This window comes from Paraburkholderia sp. BR10923, from assembly GCF_040948765.1.
Lineage (GTDB): Bacteria > Pseudomonadota > Gammaproteobacteria > Burkholderiales > Burkholderiaceae > Paraburkholderia > Paraburkholderia youngii.
Window position 1 is genome coordinate 105,803 of the sequence record NZ_JBFPKO010000012.1, and the last position, 21,537, is coordinate 127,339.

General features: G+C 64.1%; 20 protein-coding genes. 10 read left to right on the top strand and 10 right to left on the bottom strand.

The features are described 5' to 3' along the window. Position 1: 1 nt before the first annotated feature. Entirely contained in the window at positions 2–382 is a 381-nt protein-coding gene (locus tag AB3X94_RS22670; protein WP_368612781.1) for a hypothetical protein, read from the bottom strand. Between AB3X94_RS22670 and AB3X94_RS22675 the strand changes: the two genes are divergently transcribed. Genes AB3X94_RS22675 through AB3X94_RS22705 form a run of 7 tightly spaced genes read left to right on the top strand, consistent with a single transcriptional unit; the run spans position 381 to position 5,933 of the window. Then, positions 381–908, top strand: a complete 528-nt coding sequence (locus tag AB3X94_RS22675; RefSeq protein WP_176111606.1) for a Na+/H+ antiporter subunit E — start codon at positions 381–383, stop codon at positions 906–908. The genes AB3X94_RS22670 and AB3X94_RS22675 overlap by 2 nt on opposite strands. After that, positions 901–1,161 carry a monovalent cation/H+ antiporter complex subunit F gene (locus AB3X94_RS22680; RefSeq protein WP_176111605.1) on the top strand — a complete coding sequence of 87 codons (261 nt, stop codon included), beginning with the start codon at positions 901–903 and terminating at the stop codon, positions 1,159–1,161. The genes AB3X94_RS22675 and AB3X94_RS22680 overlap by 8 nt, the downstream gene beginning before the upstream one ends. Before the next feature lie 3 nt (positions 1,162–1,164). Beyond that, entirely contained in the window at positions 1,165–1,407 is a 243-nt protein-coding gene (locus AB3X94_RS22685) for a hydrogenase subunit MbhD domain-containing protein (protein ID WP_018433708.1), read from the top strand. Positions 1,408–1,410: 3 nt separating this feature from the next. After that, positions 1,411–1,755 (top strand): monovalent cation/H(+) antiporter subunit G, encoded by a 345-nt coding sequence (mnhG, locus tag AB3X94_RS22690; RefSeq protein WP_176111604.1) that lies wholly within the window; start codon positions 1,411–1,413, stop codon positions 1,753–1,755. Beyond that, positions 1,752–2,453: a Na(+)/H(+) antiporter subunit B gene (locus AB3X94_RS22695; protein WP_176111603.1), complete on the top strand. Its 702-nt coding sequence runs from the start codon at positions 1,752–1,754 to the stop codon at positions 2,451–2,453. The genes mnhG and AB3X94_RS22695 overlap by 4 nt, the downstream gene beginning before the upstream one ends. A gap of 16 nt (positions 2,454–2,469) precedes the next feature. Next, on the top strand, positions 2,470–2,844 hold the full coding sequence (locus AB3X94_RS22700; RefSeq protein WP_013093972.1) for a sodium:proton antiporter: 375 nt from the start codon (positions 2,470–2,472) through the stop codon (positions 2,842–2,844). Continuing rightward, positions 2,838–5,933 (top strand): complex I subunit 5 family protein, encoded by a 3,096-nt coding sequence (locus tag AB3X94_RS22705; protein ID WP_368612782.1) that lies wholly within the window; start codon positions 2,838–2,840, stop codon positions 5,931–5,933. Before AB3X94_RS22700 ends, AB3X94_RS22705 begins: the two co-directional genes overlap by 7 nt. Before the next feature lie 94 nt (positions 5,934–6,027). Here the strand turns inward: AB3X94_RS22705 and AB3X94_RS22710 are convergent, their stop codons facing one another. The 5 genes from AB3X94_RS22710 to AB3X94_RS22730 form a co-directional block, all read right to left on the bottom strand. Further along, on the bottom strand, positions 6,028–6,705 hold the full coding sequence (locus tag AB3X94_RS22710) for a hypothetical protein (RefSeq protein WP_368612824.1): 678 nt from the start codon (positions 6,703–6,705) through the stop codon (positions 6,028–6,030). 32 nt (positions 6,706–6,737) lie between these two features. Then, positions 6,738–8,168 (bottom strand): cytochrome-c peroxidase, encoded by a 1,431-nt coding sequence (locus AB3X94_RS22715; protein WP_368612783.1) that lies wholly within the window; start codon positions 8,166–8,168, stop codon positions 6,738–6,740. Positions 8,169–8,274: 106 nt separating this feature from the next. Further along, the gene (locus tag AB3X94_RS22720) at positions 8,275–10,671 is read right to left on the bottom strand and encodes an alkaline phosphatase family protein (RefSeq protein ID WP_368612784.1); all 2,397 of its coding nucleotides are present in this window, start codon (positions 10,669–10,671) and stop codon (positions 8,275–8,277) included. Between the two features lie 432 nt (positions 10,672–11,103). Beyond that, positions 11,104–11,778: a glutamine cyclotransferase gene (locus AB3X94_RS22725; RefSeq protein WP_368612785.1), complete on the bottom strand. Its 675-nt coding sequence runs from the start codon at positions 11,776–11,778 to the stop codon at positions 11,104–11,106. 14 nt (positions 11,779–11,792) lie between these two features. Beyond that, positions 11,793–13,022, bottom strand: coding sequence for a helix-turn-helix domain-containing protein (locus AB3X94_RS22730; protein WP_368612786.1), 1,230 nt, complete (start codon positions 13,020–13,022; stop codon positions 11,793–11,795). A 167-nt stretch (positions 13,023–13,189) separates the two neighbouring features. On the opposite strand from AB3X94_RS22730, the gene AB3X94_RS22735 reads away from it, so the two are divergent. The 3 genes from AB3X94_RS22735 to AB3X94_RS22745 all read left to right on the top strand — a co-directional run bounded on the left by AB3X94_RS22735 (position 13,190) and on the right by AB3X94_RS22745 (position 15,249). Further along, a complete protein-coding gene (locus tag AB3X94_RS22735; RefSeq protein ID WP_176111597.1) occupies positions 13,190–13,951 on the top strand; it encodes a DUF899 domain-containing protein in 762 nt (253 codons plus the stop codon). Then, positions 13,951–14,784 (top strand): DUF2182 domain-containing protein, encoded by an 834-nt coding sequence (locus AB3X94_RS22740; protein ID WP_176111998.1) that lies wholly within the window; start codon positions 13,951–13,953, stop codon positions 14,782–14,784. The genes AB3X94_RS22735 and AB3X94_RS22740 overlap by 1 nt, the downstream gene beginning before the upstream one ends. 198 nt (positions 14,785–14,982) lie before the next feature. Then, positions 14,983–15,249 (top strand): DUF4148 domain-containing protein, encoded by a 267-nt coding sequence (locus tag AB3X94_RS22745; protein ID WP_368612787.1) that lies wholly within the window; start codon positions 14,983–14,985, stop codon positions 15,247–15,249. Positions 15,250–15,402: 153 nt separating this feature from the next. On the opposite strand, the gene AB3X94_RS22750 is transcribed toward AB3X94_RS22745, so the two are convergent. The 4 genes from AB3X94_RS22750 to AB3X94_RS22765 all read right to left on the bottom strand — a co-directional run bounded on the left by AB3X94_RS22750 (position 15,403) and on the right by AB3X94_RS22765 (position 21,390). Further along, positions 15,403–16,845, bottom strand: coding sequence for an aldehyde dehydrogenase family protein (locus tag AB3X94_RS22750; protein ID WP_018433696.1), 1,443 nt, complete (start codon positions 16,843–16,845; stop codon positions 15,403–15,405). A gap of 39 nt (positions 16,846–16,884) precedes the next feature. Then, positions 16,885–18,072 (bottom strand): fumarylacetoacetate hydrolase family protein, encoded by a 1,188-nt coding sequence (locus AB3X94_RS22755; RefSeq protein ID WP_368612788.1) that lies wholly within the window; start codon positions 18,070–18,072, stop codon positions 16,885–16,887. 84 nt (positions 18,073–18,156) lie between these two features. Beyond that, complete coding sequence (locus AB3X94_RS22760) at positions 18,157–19,941, bottom strand: IlvD/Edd family dehydratase (protein ID WP_368612789.1); 1,785 nt, start codon at positions 19,939–19,941, stop codon at positions 18,157–18,159. A 42-nt stretch (positions 19,942–19,983) separates the two neighbouring features. Further along, a complete protein-coding gene (locus AB3X94_RS22765) occupies positions 19,984–21,390 on the bottom strand; it encodes an MFS transporter (protein WP_176111593.1) in 1,407 nt (468 codons plus the stop codon). Positions 21,391–21,537 lie beyond the last annotated feature (147 nt).

Sequence of the window (21,537 nt, forward strand, 5' to 3'; positions counted from 1 at the left end):
GTCAAAGAGCTGCAGAGAAATCTCTGCAGTCTTTTTTCATTCTGGTTTCGGAATGGCCACCGTCGAGTCGTGCCCCGATACGAAGGTGGTACTTGCCTGAGTGCACGGCATGCCAAAGGGCATCAGTACAGATTTCATTTGCAAATCCGTTTTGCAGCGCGCCGCGCGCCAGACCGTATCTGTTTGCAAACATGGAATTGCGGGAAAGACGAATATTCATACAAAACAGCCACTTAGCGAGATACGTCAGGACGGGTATTGTTTGCACACATCCATCTATCGCGGTTTTTTCAATCAACGAGCGGTGATCGGCGTCGGGTTTGATTTGCCATAAATTGTCACTTAGAATTTTCCGCAAGGCCTCCTTAGGAACCGATGACATGCCTTCGAACAACGGAAAACCGGTGTCGTCGTTCGTTCCTCGGGGAATGCCCGGCCTCTGGGTCGTCCTGTTCGTCATCTGGATGGTCGCGAATGCATCGCTCGCGGTCGAACCCGCTCTTGTCGGTCTCGTCATTACCTTCGTCGTCGCGCGTGTCTTCGTATCGTCGAGCGAAGCATGGCAGCGCCTACGTCTAACGCCAGCCGCGCCGTATCACTTCGCCGCGTATAGCGTGACTTTCATCGTCGAGCTCGTACGCGCCAATCTGAATGTGATGGCGCTGGTGTACTCGCCGCGTATCGACATCAAGCCCGGCATCGTCAAGGTTCGCACCCGCCTCCAAACGCCGCTCGGCCGTCTCGCGCTCGCCAATTCGATTGCGCTCACGCCGGGCTCGCTCGTGATGGACGTTCGGGACGACATACTTTTCATTCACTGGCTCGACGTGAAGACGACCGATATCGACGAAGCGACCAACGCACTCGTCACACCGTTCGAAAAGCATCTGGAGAAAGTCTTTGGCTGAGATCATGCTCCGGATCGCCGGCGTGCTGATCTTGTTCGCGATCCTGTTCGGCGTGATCCGTCTCGTGATCGGCAGAACCGTCGTCGACCGCATCGTCGCGATCGACGTGCTGACGGTCATCTCGCTGTCGCTGATCGCGCTGTATGCGCAGTTCTCCGGTCGTTTCGTCTATATCGACGTCGCGCTCGTGTACGCACTGCTCAGCTTTCTCGCGGTGCTCGCGATTGCGCGCTTTCTTGAAAGGGGGCTGTGAGCGATGCTCGAACTGCTCCTGCTGCTGATGTGCGCGAGCATCCTCGTGAGCGGGGTGTTGGCCGTCTGCCTGAAGAATCTGCTGGCCGCGATGGTGAGCTCCGGACTCGCGAGCCTGTTCGCGGCGGTCGCCTTCCTGCTGCTCGCCGCGCCGGACGTCGCGATGGCCGAAGCCGCGATCGGCTCGGGACTCACGACTTTCGTCTTTCTGTACGCGATCCGCAAAACCGGCTATCAGAAGGGCTAGCGCATGTTCGAACTGACCGGCAGCGTGTTCATCCTGTTGGGCGCCGTCTTTCTGTTCTCCGCCGGCCTCGGGCTGCTGCGCATGCCGGATGCCTATACGCGCATTCAGGCCGGCACCAAGGCGTCGACGCTCGGCAACATGCTCGTGCTGATCGGCCTCGCGTTCTACCACCCGAGCTGGACCTTCCGTCTGATCCTGCTGATCTACTTCGTGCTCGTGACCAACCCGCTGTCCTCGCATGCATTATCGCGCGCCGCCTGGCTGATCCGCACGCCGATGACCCCGTCCACGATCACCGACGCGCTCGCCGACGAAGACGCGCGCACCGCCGGGAAGGCCGAATCATGATGCGTCGCGTGTTCGCGCTGCTGACGGTGCTGCTGTTCGCGGTCGTGTTCTGGCGAATTGTCGGCGGCTATTCGGAGTTGCAGGGGCTGCGCCCGCTCGCCTGGTACTACGTCGTCAGAGGGCCGCTCGAACTCGGCGCTCCGAACATCGTGACCGGCATCCTGATCACGTTTCGCGGCTTCGACACGCTCGGCGAAGTCGCGGTGCTGTTCATGGTCGCGGCGAGCGTCGGCGTGCTGCTGAATGAGGAAAGCGCAACGCCCACCGCTGTGGCGGAAGAAGCCGCGCTTGCGCGCCGGCCCGCCGGCGAGATCGTACATACCGGCAAACAGGTGCTGCTACCGATGATCTTCACCTTCGGCGGCTACGTAATCGTCAACGGCCATCTGTCGGCGGGCGGCGGCTTCCAGGGCGGCGCGATCGTCGCATCCGCGGTGATGCTGATGCTGCTCGCGCGGCCCCGCTCGACGCTGAACCTCGCGCTGCTGAGCGTCGTCGAATCGCTCGCGGGCGTGCTCTACGTTTGCATCGGCATTCTGGGCCTCGTGCTCGCGGGCGGTTTTCTCGACGCGCGCTTTCTGCCGCGCGGCCAGTTCGGCACGTTCTTCAGCGCCGGCGCGATCCCGCTGATTTCCACGCTGCTCGGCGTCAAGGTCGGCGCGGAGCTTAGCGTCATCATCGACCGGTTCAGAAGCTGAACGAAAAGGGGAGCGCATGAGCACGGGCATTCCGGTTTCGAAGATCCTGCTGATCACGGGCTTCTGCCTTTCCTTGATCGGCCTGTGGGGCATGCTGACCCACCGCAACATCCTGCGCATCATCATCGGCTTCGCGGTGATCGACACGGGCCTGCACATCGTGATGGTCGCGACCGGCTACATCACGGGCGGCACTGCGCCGATCATCGATGCGGCGCTCAGCAAATCCGCCGCCGCGCACCGTGCGATCGATCCGATTCCATCGGCGCTCGTCGTCACCGCGATCGTGATAGGGCTATCGGTCACCGCCATCATGCTGTCGTTCGCAATCCGTCTTTACGCCGCCAAAAAGACGCTCTCCATCGACGCCTTCACCGAGTCGAAATGGTAGCCGCGCTGTTTCATCCGTTGCAGATCTTCATTCTCGGGCTCGGCGGCGGCTTCGTCATTCCGCTGCTGTATCGGCTCGGCAAGCCGTGGCTCACGCTCGGTTTCTTCATCGCGCTGTGCGGGATCGTGCTGGTCTCGGGCGTGTCGTTTTACGGCCTGCTCGATGGCGGCGACACGATCGAGGTGCTGACCGCGGGCGCGCTGCCGCCGGTGTCGATCAATCTGCGCTTCGGCCTGTGGGAAGGCCTTTTCACGTTCAGCGTCAACGTGGTCGCGCTGCTCGGCGCATTGCATCTGTGGGACCGTCTGCGCGGCAACTACGCGGCCTTGCTGCTGTACCTGATTCTGGTGATGGGCATCGACGGCATGGTGATGACCCGCGACCTGTTCAACCTGTTCGTGTTTCTCGAGATCGTGTCGATCGCGACATACGGCCTGTTCGGGCTCGAGCGCACACCCGCCGCGCTCGCCGCCGCGTTCAAGTACATCCTCGCGACCGTGATCGCGTCGACCCTGTTCCTGCTCGGCGCGGTGCTGCTCTACTACGTGAGCGGCACGCTGAACATCGACGAATTGCTGTCGCTGCGCGAGCAGATCGGCGGCCCGATCGGCACGGCCGCGATTCTGCTCGTGTTCGCGAGTCTAGTGATCGAACTGAAGCCGTTTCCGGCCAACGGCTGGGGGCTCGACGTCTACGAGACCGCGCCGAGCGGCGTCGCCGCGATGGTATCGGTCGGCGTGTCGGCGGGCGTGTTCTTCGCGCTGCTGAAGTTGCTGCCGCTATTCGACGGCCAACTCACGCTGCTCGCCGTGTCGGGCGGCGTCACGTTTCTGTTCTCGAACCTGCTCGCGATCAAGCAGACGAAACCGCAGCGCGTGCTCGGCTATTCGTCGATCGGGCAAATGGCGCTACTGATGCTGTCGCTCGCGTTGCTGCGCCAGGTCGGCGCGGACGCATCGATCCCGCTCGTCGTCGGCGGCCTCTTCATCAACCATCTGTTCGCGAAGGCGGGGCTGTTCTGGCTGACCGGCGTGCTGCGGCGGCATGGCGACGACGCACGCGCGATCCTGTCGCGCAGCCCATTGCTGATAGGCCTGCTCGGCCTCTTCCTGGTCGCGATTGCGGGGCTGCCGCCGTTCCCCGGCTTCTGGGCGAAGTGGGAACTCGTGATGCGCCTGACCGCCGCCGGCAAGCCGTACTGGATCGTGCTGATCCTGACAGGCTCGCTGCTCGAAGCGGGTTATATGTTCCACTGGTTCGTGCGCGCGCTGGCTCCGTCCGAGGTCGAGGCCAAAGCCCGGCCGAACCTCGCCGCGCTGCTGCCGCTGTTCGGCGTCGCCGTGCTGCTCATCGCGGCGGCCTATATGGCGGCCGTGTTCTCGGGCGTCGCGTCGGTGTGGATCTTCTCGCCGCTCGCGGCAGGCGCGCTGTTCTATGCGGCCGATCGTCTGCCGGGGCGCGTGAAAGGCGTGCTCGCGGTGATCGCGATTGGACTGATCGGCAGTCTGCTTTGCGAGGGCGCGGGCCGTATCGCCGGGCTGTTCGCCTGGCTGCTGCTCGCGGGCAGCCTCGTGATCGCCGCGGCAAGTCTCTATCGCGACGATGTGCGCCCCGGCTTCTATCCGATGCTCGTCGTGCTGTCGCTGTCGATTCCGGCGCTGCTGCGCTCATCGACGTCGCTCGAATTCTTCTATAGCTGGGAAATCATCACGCTGTCGTCGTGCTTCCTGATCGCGAAGTGCCGGCGCGCGGGCCCGCATGTGCTGACCTTCCTGCTGTTTTCGTTGCTGGCGGCGTTCTTCCTGCTGGCGGGTTTCGCCAACGTCGCGGCGATCGACGACACCATCGCACTATCGGCGCTGATCCATTCGGGACCGGAAGCGAACTTTGCGTTCGTGCTGCTCGCGGCCGGCTTCCTGATCAAGGCGGGCGCGATCGGCGTGCACGTATGGCTGCCGGGCGCCTACACCGAAGCGGAAGACGACGTGACCGCGATGCTGTCGGCGGTGGTCAGCAAGGTCGCGATGTTCGGCCTGCTGATCGGCACCTATCTGACGATACGCTCGGAGGTCGGCCTCGAACTCGCGCACGTGATGACATGGATCGGCATGCTGACGGCGCTGTTCGGCGCGCTGATGGCATTGCGGCAGAACGACTTCAAACGCATGCTCGCGCTGTCGAGCATGAGCCAGACCGGCTATATCGTCACCGCGATCGGCCTGATGAGCCATCTCGGCTGGGTCACCGCGCTGTACCTGGTCGCCAATCACATGTTCGTGAAGGGCATCCTGTTCCTCGCGCTCGCGGGTGTGATCTTGCGCACCGGCACGCGCAACTTCGCCGCTGTGGGCGGCCTCGCGCGCGAGATGCCGCTGACGTTCGCGATGGTCGTGATCGCACTCGTATCGATGTCGGGCCTGCCGCCGCTGATGGGCTTCGGCGGCAAATGGCTATTGCTGAGCGCGATGACCGACAAGGGCTGGTACGGGCTCGCCGTGTGCGGACTGCTCGCGACCTGCGCCGGTTTTCTGTACATGCTGCGCCTCTTGAACGGCGTCTTCCTCAAGCCGCGCCCGCCGCAGCGGCCGCAGGTGCGCGAAGCGCCGGTGATGCTGCTGGTGCCGCAGTTCCTGTTCGTGGTCGGTATCGCGATCCTGTCGTTCTTTCCGAAGGTGTTGCTCGAACCGGTATCCGCCGCGATCGATCCGCAGTTCGCGGCGACGCTGGTATGGGGCGGCATGTCGCTCGAAAGCATCTACGGGTTCTGGAATCCGACACCGGTCGTGATCGTCGTGCTGACCGTCACCGCGGTCGTATTCGGACTCGGTGCGCTGTACTACCGCAGCCGTCGCGGCAAGGCGCGCAACGCCCCGGACTTTTACCACTTCTATCGGCCGATGCTGAGCCGCACGGTGCCGCCGGTCGCGCAGATTTTCTGGCGCGGCCTATCGCACTTCGCGCTCGCGGCGGCGGCACGGATACGACGCGTCTATACCGGCAACGGGCAGACCTACGCGCTCTACGTGCTGCTGTATTTTCTCGTGATCTACTTCGCGAGCGCGGGATTGAGTCCAGCGGGGACACCATAACGGTGCGGGTGGTCCTGGCACGGCGGCACGGAGCCGCCGCCGCGCCTCAGGTGCCGCGCGATCTAGTCGTGCACCGCGTCGGCAAACTCAACGATCAGCGAACGAAATATTCTTCCGCTACCCAGCCGTCCTTGGTCAAGCGCACACCCTCGCGCAGTTGCATGGTGCCGGCGCCTTCGATCACGCGCGCCACCATCGGGAACACTCGCTGGAACTCGGAAGTCCTGGCAAAAGGCACCGGGTCGATCTTGTAGGTGTAGAGCACCGAGGTCCTGGTCTCGCCGTCGCGGGTCAGCGGCGGCTCCCAGCCCACCACCTTGTCCAGGCTCAGCGTGGCCACGCACAAGTCGGCGTCGTGCGTGACGCGCCTGGTAGCCGTTGCAACCACGACGGGCTTGTGCAGGAAGAACTTCTTCCCTTCATCGGTCAGTTCGTACTTGCGCCCCGGCGCCGACACCTTGGCGCCATCATTGTCCGTGCGCTCGACGGTCATGTCGGTGCCTTTGACCACACCGAGTTTTTCCAGCACAGGCAATTGGACGGCGTCGCGTGAGTTCGAAGTCTTATCCTGGTCGGCCACGTAAATCGGCCAGTCGTATTTCGCGAGGCACAGGTTGCCGCGCTCACCCAGGTAGCTGCTGATGGTCTTGGTGAAGTTCTCCATGCTGGGTTCGCTGAGGTTCTGTTTGCTTTGGCAAGCGCCGAGCAGCATCAACGAGACCAGGGAAACCGCAATACCCGCGCTACGCGCTGTAGTTGAAATTCGCTTCATCGTCAAAAAACAATTGGTCCAAGGTTGAGGAATCAGTTTACGCAAGTGCCGTTGGTCGGCTGCGTTGCGGGCGGTTTGTAGCCGTCGCTCAGGATGTTCAGGAAGCAGATCAGGTCCTGCATATCGTGCTCGGTCATGATGGGCGTGCTGCCCTGCGCCCGCGGCTGGGTGCCACTGCCCAAGGTATTGCTGCCACCGTCGCCAGTGCCCATCGGGAGTTCCTCGTCGACATTGCCCTGGAAGGCCGCCGGCAAGTCGTTGAACTTTTGCACCGTGGCGCCCGACGCGTACTGCGGGAACAGCGCATAGCTCGGATTTGTGATGGGCGCGCCGGTGCCCCCGGTGGCCGGGTACCAGTATTCCGGGTTGGTGTCTCGCGTGTTGTAGAAATGCACGACCTGGACCAGCGAATGCAGGACCCCGTTATGGAAGAACGCGCCGCGGGTCGCCACGTTGCGCAGTGTGGATACCTTGAACATGCCGCAGTAGGGATCGGGCGTCGCAATACCTGCCGTGCCCGGCTGATGGTCGGTCCTTAGCGGCCCGCACAGGCCCATGTCGTAGTAGGTCGGATCCTGGTTTGCCGGGATCGGCGACGGATTGTTCGGGATCGAAGTATCGTTGCGCGGCAGACCAATCGCCTGATAGGTGAAGTCCGTCATCAGGCCCTGGTTGCCGTCGAAGTTGGCTCCGGCATAGTGGCAGGCCGAGCAGTTGCCGATGGTGCCGCTGTTGAAGATCAACAGGCCGCGGGTTTCGGCGGCCGTCAAAGTTCCACCGATCTTGTTATGCACGTAGAGATCGTACTTGCTCGTGTACGGGTGGAAGCTGATGTCTTCATGTTCATAGGCCTCGATCGCTTTGCCGACATCGGCGAAGGCGGCGTCGGGGTCGCTGAACACGTCCGCGCCGAAGGCCTGCTTGAACAGGTCCACGTAAGAGGCGTTCTGCACCGCCTGTACCACGGCCGCTTTCGAGGAGTTCATCTCGACCGGATTGAGGAGCGGCATTGCGACCTGGTCGGCCAGCGTTGCGGCGCGGCCATCCCACATGAAGCCGCCTCCGGGCGCGTTGGAGGTGACGTTATCCGGATTCGCCGCTACGTCGTTGTAAGGCGGTGTCGCGTCCTTGTAGCGCAACGAGGGCACGGCGCGTGCGCCAGATTGCGTCGGATCGGAGCCCAGTTGCACGGACAGGCTGTTCGGCGGCCCATAGGCATAGGCAGGGTCATGGCAAGTCGCGCACGCCATGTTCTTGTTGCCGGACAGGTTCGAGTCGAAGAACAGTTTCTGACCGGCCTGAGCGGCAAGGCTCAATGTGCTCGCATCGGAAGAACTCGTGCTCCCCGTAGTCGCCCCTGACGTTGTATTCGGTGCTGAAGCGTCGCCGCTGCCGTTTCCACAGGCGGCCAGGCTCAGCGTGATGGCCACGCACGCGACCGCGCGAAAAACTGTCTTACGCATCGTATTGTTCTCTTGAACTTATAACGGACAGGGGAGCGGTCGAATCCGCTCCCCTGTGCCGCGTTATCTACCGCCTGATCGGGTAGTTTGAAGCATCACCACACACTTACTTCAGCGACCAGATGTTTTTCTGCGTTGCGTCCGGTCCCGTCTGCGTCGTCAGCGCGGTCGTGCTGATCAGGTTGCCGCTGTTGTCCTTGACGCCCGTAATGTCCGCCGGATTCAGCTTCTGCACGTGGCCAGCCGGGATCACGTAGGCGTGGTTGATCGGACGAACGGAGTCGAAGTGCGTATCGGCGCTGCCCGTGAACTCGGGAAGGTTCGCTATGTTCTGCAGAATGAACGCTTCCGTGTACTTCGCGCGGTTCACATACGAGGCATCGACCGCCGGATCGGCGACCTGGAACATGTCCTGCAGCGTGCGCACCAGCGAGAAGTGGCTGTAGGCGTCGCTGTCGACGATGCCCTTGGCCGCCGTACCGACGTCTTGCTGGTTGGTGATAACGCCGAAGGTCGAGTTGCCGTGGCCGATGTTGCCGCTTGCGTAGCCGCTCGGCGCCGTCGACTTGGTCACAGCGCCGTTGCTGATCACCAGCGGTGCTGCACCGGAGGTCTTTCCACCGGCGTTCCAGCCACAGCAGGACGTGGACGAACCTTCACCTTCGTCGAACATCACGACGATCGCAACGCGCTTCTGCGGGTTCTTCCAGAGCGCCGAGTTCTGGATCGCGGTGACGACATTGTTCAGATAGATGTCGGCCCGCGTGATGCTGGCGTTCTGACCGTTGTTGCTGTTCGCGCCGCCGTTACAGGTCTCCGTGTCCGTACCGACACCGTGCATGTCATCGCACTGGTCGGGCACGATGAAGTTGATGTTGCCGACGTCACCCGTGGCCAGGTCGAGGCTGAACTGATCGTAGATCCACTTCGACGTGTCGTAGGTGCCTCCGTTGGCGCTCGAGTACGGAGACGTGCTCTTCCAGTCGGCTTCGTTGTACTGCGTGCCGAAGATCGTGCGGTTGTCGGCGTAGAACTCCGGCAGGCTGCGCGCGTCCTGGAAAGCGATCGACGGACCGTGCTTGACCTTGTACAGACCGCCCGGCATCGGGTAGGCCTGGCTATCCTGGATAACCGTGCCGTCGATGGCGGTGCCGCTGTACGCCTTCGAGACGCTTTGCGCAACGCTGTCGGCGCGCGCGTCCTGACCAGGGTTCATGGATTCGCTGTAGGTACGCGCGGTCAAACCGGCCTTCGACAGCAACGTGAACAGGTTGTCGCCGGGCACGTTGTGAACCGTACCGGAGGTCGGGTTGACGCTACAGGCAGCGCCGCTGGTCGTGCTGAAACCAGCGAGGTGGGCGCTGTCCTGCGGCGGAAGCACGCCGGTAGCCGGAAGCGGTTGACCGTCGGAAGAAGTGCCGCCGTTAAAGGCAACGTCCTTGATGGCATAGGCACCAGTGGCACCGCAGCCCCACCAGTTGTCGTCGGTAATGCCGTAGTCGTCGGCGCCGCCCATAGCCGTGTAGTTCGGCTCCGACGGATTACCGGTCGAGTAGTAGGTCGTCAGCTGGTTGTACGTGCTGAGCAGCTTGTTGATCGCCGGAGCCCGCGAGTTGTGGAGAATCGCGTCCGTCGACTTGTTCTCTTCGACGATGATGAAGACATTGTCGTAGGCCGGGATGCCCTCGATGTTGAAAGCGGCCTGCTGTGCCTGCGCGAACGTGATCCGCTGTTGGCTCTCGAGCGGCGTGACGATGTTCGCCGCGGTGGCGCTCGTCCCAACCAGACGGGGATCGCCGCCCTTGACAGCGAGGTTGTCCGGGTACATATCGCCACGATCGAGCTTCGTGGTGGCGTAGGTGTAGCGGTTGGTCAGTGCGTTGTCTTCGAACAGCACGGCGTACTGCTCGGCGCCGGACAGCGTGTTGACGTCGGCCAGGGCGTCGGTGCCGGAAACAGTCACCGCCGCGTTGTTGAACGACGGGCCCGACAGACGGGTCGACAGATTAGCCTTCTCGGTCGCGTACTTGGTGCCGTTGGCTTCGACGAGGCGCTGCACTTCGCTCGACATTGGGCTGATCACGACTTTGCCGGCGCCCTGGTCGGCGATCTGGTCGGCCGAAGCGCGCAGGATCAGGTGGCTCGCCACCTTCGCGCCCGATGCCGTGTTGGTGGCCGAGGTCGTGATGTCAGCGACGAGCGGACCAGAGGCGGTCGTGGTCAACGAGAAATGGCCGTTGGCGTCGGTTTTCGCCGAGGCTTCGCCGTTGTCGAGCACACCGTTGCCATTGGCATCGACGAACACGGTGGCACCGGCGTAGTAGCCGGCCTTCAGGTTCGGGTTACCGGTCGCGCTGCCCGGGACGAAGGCAGCTGCGGCGACCACGCCCGAGTAGGTCGTGCTGGGGTTGTTGTTGCTGGCAGAGGGGCTGTCCGAATTTCCGCCGCAAGCTGCGAGCACGCAGGCAGCGGCAACGGACGTTAGACAAAGCGCTGGACGCATTTTGTGATGCGATGACATTTGGAGGACCCTGTGTGAGTTGTTTCGGCAACCGCGTCTTTTATCGGGGCAAGACTTAGTAAAACGAGCGAATAATATGAAGGGTTTGTGTAAAAAGTATGTCTGCCCGCGATAAGGATTAGCGTGACAACCTGACTTGGTTCAGTTCACATCTTTTCGAAAAGGCGCAATGCACGGGGAAACAGCAAAAATACTCCCGATTCGCCTCGCGTGAGGCGAACCAATGCATAAAGGTTTGAAAAAAACGATGCCTTTTCAGGCAAAGACGCCCTCGCAGGAAGAGGGACGACAGGCGCGATAAGAGTAACGAAAAGAAATATTTCGTTTTCTTATTATCGATGTATTAAGTTATCGACGAGTACAAATAAACCAGATACCAGGACCTATAACGACGCTGGCTATTTAAGTGATGACTCACTCGCTCGACGAATCGACCGTCATTTGCGAACCGCTATCTCGCGCGGGACGCTGCACGACACGAACGAGCCCGCTGCCGCCGCCGCCGCAGAAGAACAGATCCGCGCCGTTCGATTCGAGTCCGGAGATACCCGCACCGGCAGGCATCTCGACACTCTCGAGCACCTCGCCCGTGCGCGGATCGATATGCCGCAGATCGCTCTCGTCTCCTTCCCACGTGGCATGCCATAGCTCGCCGTCGACCCACGTAATGCCGGTCACGAAGCGATTCGATTCGATCGTGCGCAACACCGCGCCAGTGTCCGGATCGACCTGATAGATTTTCCGTTCGGGATACTGACCGACCCACAGCGAACCCTCGGCCCAAGTCAGCCCGGAGTGGCCGCCGTCGCCGGGCGCCGCGATCGTCGACAGCACACGGCCGCTCTGCGGATCGATCTTCTGGATGCGGCCATTTGCGATCTGGAACAGGTGCTCGCCGTCGAAGGCCGTGCCCGCGTCGGCGGGAACCGCGATCGAGCGCAGCGTCTCGCCGCTCGCCGGATCGAACGCGTCGAGTCGTTCGCCGGTCGCGATCCACACCTGCCGGCCGTCGTAAGTGACTCCGTGCACTTTATCGACGCCCGTAAAGGGCCCATATTCGCGGACGATTCTGGCGGCAGAGTGGTTCATGATGACCATCCTAATCACGAAGGGAACGGGGAAGGGAGTAACAAAGCCGTCGCGAATCCGGCGAGCGGCGGCGTCATCCAGCGGCGCGCGCGCCCCTCGCCCACCGGCTGCACTTTGCCGGCCGCGGCGAGCGAGTCGAGCGAGCGCTGCACGGTGCGCTGACTCGCGCCGAGCACGAGGGCAAGCGCGGAACTCGACCACGATTCGCCATCCGACAGAAACGCGAGCAGCGCCGCATGCTCGCCTTCGACCGGCGGCGCCAGCACGACGACCTCGCGCGCCTGACGCGGCGCGAGCGCAAAGCCACGCGTCGTCGCGCTGACGCTTGCGAGCGTGCCGAGCGCCGCGCGCAACCGGCCGATCTCGACGCGCAGCCGCGCCCGATGCGATTCGTCGGCGCGTTTGGCGCGGAACGCGCGTGCGACGAGCGCGTCGCGCGGCACGTCGTCGGGCCATGCCTCGCCGAGCATGCGAGCAAGCGCGAACAACACCGGTCGGCTCGCCAGCGCAATCGCCGCGTTGGCGTCGCAGATCGCGTAGCGGCAAGCATCGACGATGAGCGGACCGCCCGCCTGGTTCGAGGTCAGCAGCTTCTCGATTTCATCGAGCAGGATCGGTTCTTCTTCGCCACGCGCGATCATGCGCGCCGCCGGCTCGCTCAGTGCGGCCGAAGCGCTTTCGACTTCCGCGATCAACGCCGGAATGCCGGCCTCGCGTGCCGCGCGTGCGGCCCGCGCCAGCGCGGCACGGGCGGCGGCGCTGCGCAAACGCCGCAGCGCGACCCCCGCGACCACCAGCTCATGCGCGGCACGCAACGCGGGCGGAAACGGCCGGGGATCGAGCGCGGCAAGCTTGCGCTCCGCTTCGTCGAGACGGCCGATCAGCAGCAGACGCCGCGCCGCCAGATACCGCGCATGCGCGGCATTGACGCGGTCTCCGTGCGCGTCGAGCGTGGCGGTCGCGGCATCGAGTGTTCTGGCGGGCCATGCGAGATCGCGCGACGCGAACGCGATCTCCGCTTCGGCGACCACGCAGCGCGCACGCGCGACCGCATGCTGCGCGCCAAACGCGCGCGCGGCGCCGCGCACCAGCGCCCTTGCGCGCACGAAATCGCCGAGCTGAGCCATCGCAATGCCGCGCAGCGCGAGCGCCGGCGCGTCGTCGCGCAACGCGACGCGGTCGAGCGCGCCGAGCGGATCGCCGGCCGCGAGCGCGCGCGCCGCCGCCTCAATCAGCGCGTCCACGGCGTACGAGTCCGCGCGTAGCACGTCAATGCATCAAGCGAATCCCGCCACACTTGTCACTCCCATCCGATCGACGCCCGGTCCTAATCTAGCACGACCATCAACCGTCACCGACGCCTTCGGGCAAGAGCTCGCGCGGCGCGGCACGACCCACGGAGGAACCCACAATGACCACGCATCCGGTCGGAACACGCGAACAGTGGCTCGACGCGCGACGCGCGCTGCTCGACGCGGAAAAAGCCCACACGCGACACGGCGACGAGCTCGCGCGGCAACGCCAGGCGCTGCCGTGGGTGAAGGTCGATAAGGCCTACCGCTTCGATACCGACGAAGGCAGCGCGTCGCTCGCCGAGCTGTTCAGCGGACGTTCGCAGCTGCTCGTCTACCACTTCATGTTCGGGCCCGACTACAAGGCGGGCTGCCCGTCGTGCTCGTCGATCGCGGACGGCTTCGGCGGCTTCGCCGTGCATCTCGCGCATCACGACGTGATGCTGATGGCGGTGTCGCGCGCGCCGCTCGAGAAGTTGCAGGCGTATAAGCGGCGCATGGGCTGGACGTTTCCATGGGCGTCGTCGGCAAGCGGCGATTTCAATTTCGACTTCAATGTCTCGTTCACCGAAGCACAGCAGCGCGCCGGCGATATCGAATACAACTACGCACGCAACAGTCACGCGATGGACGTGAGTCCCGCGCCAGAACCCGTCGCGCAATTCGCGGCGACCTGCGGCACCGACGCGGCCACCTATTCGCGCGACCGGCCCGGCATGAGCGCGTTCGTGCTCGAAGACGGCGTCGTCTATCACACGTATTCGACCTACGCGCGCGGCGTCGATGCGCTGTGGGGCATGTACCAGTGGCTCGATCGCGCGCCGAAGGGACGCAACGAGACAGGCATCTGGTGGCGCCGTCACGACGAGTACGAGCGGTGATGGGCCCGCTCGTGCGCGCTGCCTGCATGAGCGGGCAGCACTTCTCCACGTGGCGCGCGATGCGCTCATCGCAGCGCGTGTTCGTCGGCGTCTGCGCGTTGGTGTTCATCGCGAGCGTCGCGGCGACACTGGCGCACAACGCGTCGATGTCGGCGATGGGCGCGCTGCCGATGCCCGGCGGCTGGTCGATGTCGACGCTGTGGATGCCGACTTGCGGGCGCACGTGGGCCCGCACCGCGGCATCGTTCATCGGCATGTGGATCGTGATGATGGCGGCGATGATGCTGCCGTCGTTGATGCCGACGCTGCTGCGCTATCGCGACGCGGTCGGCGCGCGGGCGAGCGCGGGGCGACTGGCGCTGCTGACGGTGCTAGTGAGCGGCGCGTACGCCGTCGTATGGACTGCGCTCGGCGTGGCGGTGTTTGCGCTCGGTGCGTCGCTCGCGGCGTTCGAGTTGCGGTGGCTAGCTCTCGCTCGTTCGGTGCCGTTAGCGGCCAGCGTGGTCGTCCTGCTCGCTGGCGCATTGCAGTTCAGCACGTGGAAAACGCGCCGCCTCGCCTGCTGTCGCGCAACACCGAGCCTCGCCGCCGACGCGGCAAGCGCGTGGCGCTACGGGCTGCGCATCGGGGTGGATTGTGCCGGTTGCTGCGCGGGGTTGACGGCGATCCTGCTGGTCGCCGGCATGACTGATTTGCGCTTGATGGCTGCCGTGACGGCCGCCATCACCGCCGAGCGAATGGCGCCGGACGGCGCGCGCGTCGCACGGGCGATCGGCGCCATAGCCATCGGCGTCGCTGGCTGGCTGCTTGTCCAAGCCGTGTCAGCCGGCTGATACACGCGCCCGATCCACCGTCGATCGCTTCGCAAATCGAGGCTCGACAGCCTTGCCGCCCCAATATTGTTTTAGTTATGGAAACAGTGAGTTCAGGAATTAGGTATTTACCCTAGTTCCGACTCCCCCTAGACTGTCATCACTGCTGCAAACAAACGGTTTCGCAGCCTAACAAGACAAAACCTGGAGGTAGTAAAAATGAAATCGCTCGTTCAAGCTGTCGTTATCGCCGCTACCCTCGCTGCTCCGGTTGCTGTTTTCGCTCAATCGAACCAGCCGCTGACCCGCGCGCAAGTTCGTGAAGAGCTGGTTCAGATCGAAAAGGCCGGCTACAACCCTGCGCGTTCGAACCCGAACGAATATCCGTCGAACATTCAAGCTGCCGAAGCCCGCGTCGCGGCGCAAAACAGCGCGGTCGGCGGCGTGACCAGCGGTTCGTCGCAAGAGGGCCGCGCAGCGCAGTAAGCCGCGTTCCCGGTTGGAAAGTTGCCGTTGATGTAGCTGTACCTGCCGGAGCGCTTTGCCATAGCGCTCTTGCAGCTTCCCCTGCTGGCCCGCCATCGCGATTGAATGCGATGGCGGGCCAGTTCCGTTTTGGGAAGCCCTGCTAGGGTCGCGTCAGACCGCGCCCGGGTTGATATACGCGGTCTTCACCGACGTATAGAACTCGCGGGCGTACGCGCCCTGCTCGCGCGGACCATAGCTCGATCCCTTCCTGCCGCCGAACGGCACGTGATAATCGACCCCCGCCGTCGCGGTGTTGACCATCACCATGCCCGCCTGCACATGGCGGCGGAAATGACTCGCGTACTTCAGCGACGTCGTGCAGATGCCGGCCGACAGACCGAACTCGGTGTCGTTAGCGACCGCGAGCGCTTCCTGGTAGTCCTTGACCTTGATCACCGACGCGACCGGCCCGAACACCTCTTCGCGGTTGATGCGCATCGCCGAGGTCGTCTCCGTGACCAGCGCCGGCGCGAGGAAGTTGCCCGGCGTCACGCCTTGGACGCGCTCGCCGCCGAACACCGTGCCACCCTCTTCGCGCGCGATCGCCAGATAGCGCTCGTCCTGCTCCAGCTGCTTGTCGTCGACGACTGGGCCGATCTGCGTGCCGTCCGCGAGCGCATCGCCGACCTTCAGCGCGCGCATGCGCGCCTTCATGCCGTCAATGAAGCGGTCGTAGATCCCCGCGGTGACGATCAGCCGGCTCGATGCCGTGCAACGCTGGCCCGTCGAGTAGAACGCGCCGTTGATGCAGGCTTCGACCGCGACATCGAGATCGGCGTCGTCGAGCACGACCATCGGATTCTTGCCGCCCATTTCGAGCTGGAATTTCTTGCCCGACTCGAAGCACTTCGCGCCGATCGCGCGTCCCGTCGAGACGGAACCGGTAAAGCTGATCGCATCCACGTGCGGCGACGACACCAGCGCCTCGCCGACCACCGAGCCGCGGCCCATCACGAGGTTGATCACGCCCGCCGGCGCGCCAGCCTCGGCGATGATCTTGACCAGCTCCCACGTGCTGCCCGGCACCAGATCGGCCGGCTTGATGACGACCGTATTGCCGTACGCGAGCGCCGGCGCGATCTTCCACGCCGGAATCGCGATCGGAAAGTTCCATGGCGTAATCAGGCCGACCACGCCAACCGGTTCGCGCGTCATTTCGACCGTCATGCCCGGCCGCACCGACGGCACGATTTCGCCGCCGACGCGCAGCGCTTCGCCCGCGAAAAACTTGAAGATCTGGCCGGCTCGGCCCACTTCTCCGATCGCCTCGGGCAGCGTCTTGCCCTCTTCACGCGCGAGCAGCTTGCCGAGCTCTGCCTTGCGCGCGAGGATCGCGCTGCCCGCCTGGTCGAGCACGTCGAAGCGCTGCTGCGGCGTGGACAGCGACCACGTCGCGAAAGCCTTGCGCGCGGCGCTGATCGCGCGGTGCGTCTGCTCGGCGTCGGCTTGCGCGAATTCGCCGATCACGTCGTCGAGATTCGACGGATTGACGTTACGCGATACGCTCGCGCCGTCGACCCACTGTCCGTCGATGTAGTTTGCAAATTGACTCATGTCCTGATTCTCCTTTCGAAAATTGCAGCGACAATCCAGTTATTGAGCAACCAGCAGGCCACGAGCCGCGAGGTTGCGATAAAGCGCGCGCACGCCGAACGTCCACGGTTCGATTTCGGTGGACAGGCGCACCGTGTTGGTCAGCGCGCCGAGCTGCGGCGTCGAAATCGTCACGCGGTCGCCGAGGTGATGCGTGAACCCGGCGCCGGGCGCGTCGCGGTCCTTGATCGGCGAGAACATCGTGCCGAGGAACAGCATAAAGCCGTCCGGATACTGATGGTGACGGCCGCAGGTCTGCGCGACGAGGTCGGCCGGGTCGCGGCTGATCTCGCTCATATGGCTCACGCCGTCGAGCACGAACTCGTCGTCGGTGCCTTCGACGCGCAGCGACACGCTCGCGCTGCGCACCGAGTCGAGCGAGAAGGTGTCGTCGAACAGCCGCACGAAAGGGCCGATCGCGCACGAGCCGTTGTTGTCCTTGCACTTGCCGAGCAACAGCGCCGAGCGCCCTTCGATGTCGCGCAGGTTCACGTCGTTGCCCAGCGTCGCGCCGACGATGTTGCCGCGGCTATTCACCGCGAGCACGATCTCCGGCTCCGGGTTGTTCCACACCGACGCGGCGAGCAGACCGACGTCCGCGCCGAAGCCGACCGCCGACATCGGCTGCGATTTCGAAAATACTTCGGCGTCCGGACCGATGCCGACTTCCATGTATTGCGACCACGCATCGCGACGCTCGAGCTCGGCCTTCAGCTTCATCGCGGCCTCCGAGCCCGGCTTGATCTTCGACAGATCGGTGCCGATCGTCGATGCGATCGTCTCGCGCACTTCCTTCGCCTTCGCCGGATCGCCGCCGGCCTGCTCCTCGATCACGCGCTCGATCAGGCTCACCGCGAACGTGACGCCGCAGGCCTTGATCGCCTGCACGTCGCACGGCGCGAGCAGGCGCACGGCGGGGGTGCTCGCGCCCGGCAGGTTTGCGTCGATCAGTTGCGCGACCGGCCCGAGCGGCGCGCCCGGCGCGCTGCGCGCAAATTGCGCGGCATCGTCGCGTTCGAATAGATCGGCGGTGGTCGGCACGCTCGCGGTGATGTCGAACACCTCGCCGCCGCGCACGACGACCACGCACGGTCCTTCATGCTGCTCGGTCTTGCGCCACACGCGGCCGATCAGCAGCGCGTCGTTCAGATCGCCGGGAAGAAAGCTGGAGGAGGAAGTTGCGGACATGGGATGGGCTCTTTCGAATAAGTGGAGAAACGGGCAAGGCCGGGCGTCGCTTTGCGTGCGAAGTCCGGCCTTGTCACCTGCAGGTCAATGCGAATGCCGTGGATTGCCGCGCTCGGCAATCACCTTCAGATAAAGCGTCGCCGGTTCCAGACAGCCGCCGGTCGAAAGCTGGCCGACCGTCTTGCGGTACAGCTCCTGCCACGGCGTTTGGGCGGCCGGAATCTCGAACTTCACGGTTTCACGGCGTCGCGCGAGTTCGGCTTCGTCGACCAGTACGTTCACGCTGCGCGAATTCAGATCGACACGGATGCGGTCGTTCGTGCGCAGCAGCGCAAGGCCGCCGCCCACCGCCGCTTCCGGCGACATGTTCAGAATCGACGGGCTCGCGGACGTGCCGCTCTGACGGCCGTCGCCCAGTGTGGGCAGCGACGTGATGCCCTGGCGCACGAGCGCCGCCGGCGGCGCCATGTTGACGACCTCGGCGCTGCCCGGATAGCCGACCGTGCCGGTGCCGCGAATCACGAGAATGCAATGCTCGTCGATTTCGAGGGCCGGGTCGTTGATGCGCGCGTGATAGTCCTCGGGGCCGTCGAACACGATCGCGCGTGCTTCGAAGGTGTTCTCCGCGCCCGGCTCGCTCAGATAGGTCTTGCGGAACGCATCGCCGACCACCGACATCTTCATGATCGCGCTGTCGAAGAAGTTGCCCGACAGCACCATGAAGCCCGCGCCGTGCTTCAGCGGTTCCTCGGTCGTCTTGATGACCTCGCGGTCCGGTGCGGGCGCGGCGGCCGCGATTTCGCCCATCGTGCGGCCCGACACCGTCAGACATTCCTCGTGCACGAGGCCGCCCTTCGCGAGCTCGCGCATCACCGCCGGCACGCCGCCCGCGCGATGGAAGCTCTCGCCGAGATATTCGCCCGCGGGCATGCAGTTGACGATCAGCGGCACCTGCTCGCCGACGCGCTGCCAGTCGTCGAGACTCAGCTCGACGCCCATGTGCCGCGCGATCGCGATCAGATGCGGCGGGCAGTTGGTCGACGCGCCGAGCGCCGATGCGACCACGATCGCGTTTTCGAACGCTTCTTTCGTCATGATCTTCGACGGCCGCACGTCCTCGCGCACCAGATCGACGATGCGCTTGCCGGTCGCGTAGGCCATCTGGCCGCGCTCGCGATATGCGGCCGGAATGCTCGCGCAGCCGGGCAGCGACATGCCGAGCGCTTCGGCGAGGCTATTCATCGACAGCGCGGTGCCCATCGTGTTGCAGTGACCGATCGACGGCGACGATGCGGTGGTCAGCTCCATGAAGCCTTCGTAGTCGATCTCGCCGGCCGCGAGCAGATTGCGCGCATGCCAGATCACGGTGCCCGAGCCGACGCGCTTGCCGTCGTGCCAGCCGTCGAGCATAGGGCCGCCGGACAGCACGATCGCCGGCATGTCGACGGTGGCCGCGGCCATCAGGCACGCGGGCGTGGTCTTGTCGCAGCCGGTGGTCAGCACGACGCCGTCGAGCGGAAAGCCGTGCAGGATTTCGACGAGGCCCAGATACGCGAGATTGCGGTCCAGCGCGGCGGTCGGCCGGCGGCTTTGCTCGGCGAGCGGATGCACCGGAAACTCCATCGGAATGCCGCCCGCGTCGCGAATGCCGCCCTTCGTGCGCGCTGCCAGTTCGATGTGATGGCGGTTGCACGGCGCGAGATCGCTACCCGTCTGTGCAATGCCGATGATCGGCCGGCCCGACTGCAGCTCTTCGCGCGTCAGACCGTAGTTCATGAATCGCTCGACGTACAGTGCCGTCATATCCGCATGCGAGGGATCGTCGAACCATTCCTGGCTGCGCAGCCGGCGCGGGGTGGATGCTGACATGATGCGTGTCTCTCTGTCTGGGTGAGGGTTGCTGATACGCGCTTATGCGTGCTCTGCGTGTTTCCGTGCCCGCGCCGTCTCGCGGCCAGGCGCGCTGTCTTCATTCGACGTGGCCCGCGTCAGCATCGTGCGCGGCACGAGCAGGATCAGCACGCAGCTGACCAGCAGACACGCACCGAGTGCGTAGGTGCCGTTGTTGATGTCGCCGGTCAGGTTTTTGGCCACGGCGGTGATCATCGAACCAGTAAATCCGGACAGATTGCCGATCGCGTTGATCATCGCGATGCCGGCCGCCGCCGCGGCGCCCGACAGCAACTGCCCCGGGAACGTCCAGTAAATCGGCATCAACGCGAGGATGCCAGCGGTGGCGATCGTCAGAAACGTGATCGCCCACACCACATGATGCGCCAAAGCCGCGCTCATGATCAGACCGACTCCGCCGATCAGCGCCGGAATCGCCGCATGCAGGCGCCGCTCGCCGGTCTTCTTCGAATGCGCGGCGTTCGCGAGCGTCGCGACGATCGCCACGCCGTACGGGATCGCGGTCAACAGGCCGATATGCAGCGGGTCCTGTACGCCGGTCGCCTTGATGATCGACGGCAGCCAGAACGCGAGGCCGTAGAAGCCGGTATTGAAGGTGAGCAAGATCGCGACCAGCAGCCAGACGCGCGGATCGCGCACCGCCGAGCCGAAGCGCGCGGTCTTGTGCGCGCTCTCGCGCTGCAGATTCGCCGCGAGCAGGCTCTTTTCCTGCGGCGTGAGCCAGCGGGCGCGGTCGATGCCGTCGTCGAGCGAAAAGTACACGACGAACGCGGTCAGCAGCGACGGCACGCCCTCGATCAGCAGCATCCATTGCCAGCCCTGATAGCCGAGCAGGCCCGCCGTATGTTCCATCAGCCAGCCCGACACGACCCCGCCGAGCATCAGACTGACCGGCATCGCGATCAGAAAGCCGGACATCACGCGGCTTTGGCGCTGCGCGGGAAACCAGAAGTTCAGATACAGAATCACGCCGGGGAAGAAGCCAGCCTCGCAGAGCCCGAGCAGGAAGCGCAGGATGTAGAACATCGTCGCGGTTTCGACGTGCGCGATCTGCGCGAGCGGCGCGACGAACGCGAGCGCCATCGACACGAGCCCCCACGTGAACATGATGCGCGCGATCCAGAAACGCGCGCCGTAGCGATGCAGAAACACGTTGCTGGGCACTTCGAAGATGAAATAGCCCCAGAAAAACACGCTCGCGCCGATCGCGTACATCGTGTCGGACAGGCCGAGATCGTCGAGCATCTGCAGCTTCGCGAAGCCGACGTTCACGCGATCCAGATACGCAACCACATAGCACAGCAACAGTATCGGCAGCAGCCGGCGTACGACCTTGCGATAGGTCCTTTCCTCGAACTCGTCGACGCGCGCGCTGGGCGCGGCGATGGCGGACGGTACAGCGGTCATTCGTTTCTCCATCAGCGTGTTTTGTTGGCAAATGCCGTTGCCGGCAAAGTTACCGGTAACATTTCTGGCTGTGGATGTTACGCCCGGCCTACCGTCCGGACAACCAAGGGATATCCCTGATCTGTCTGATTAAGGGGTAGTTCGACG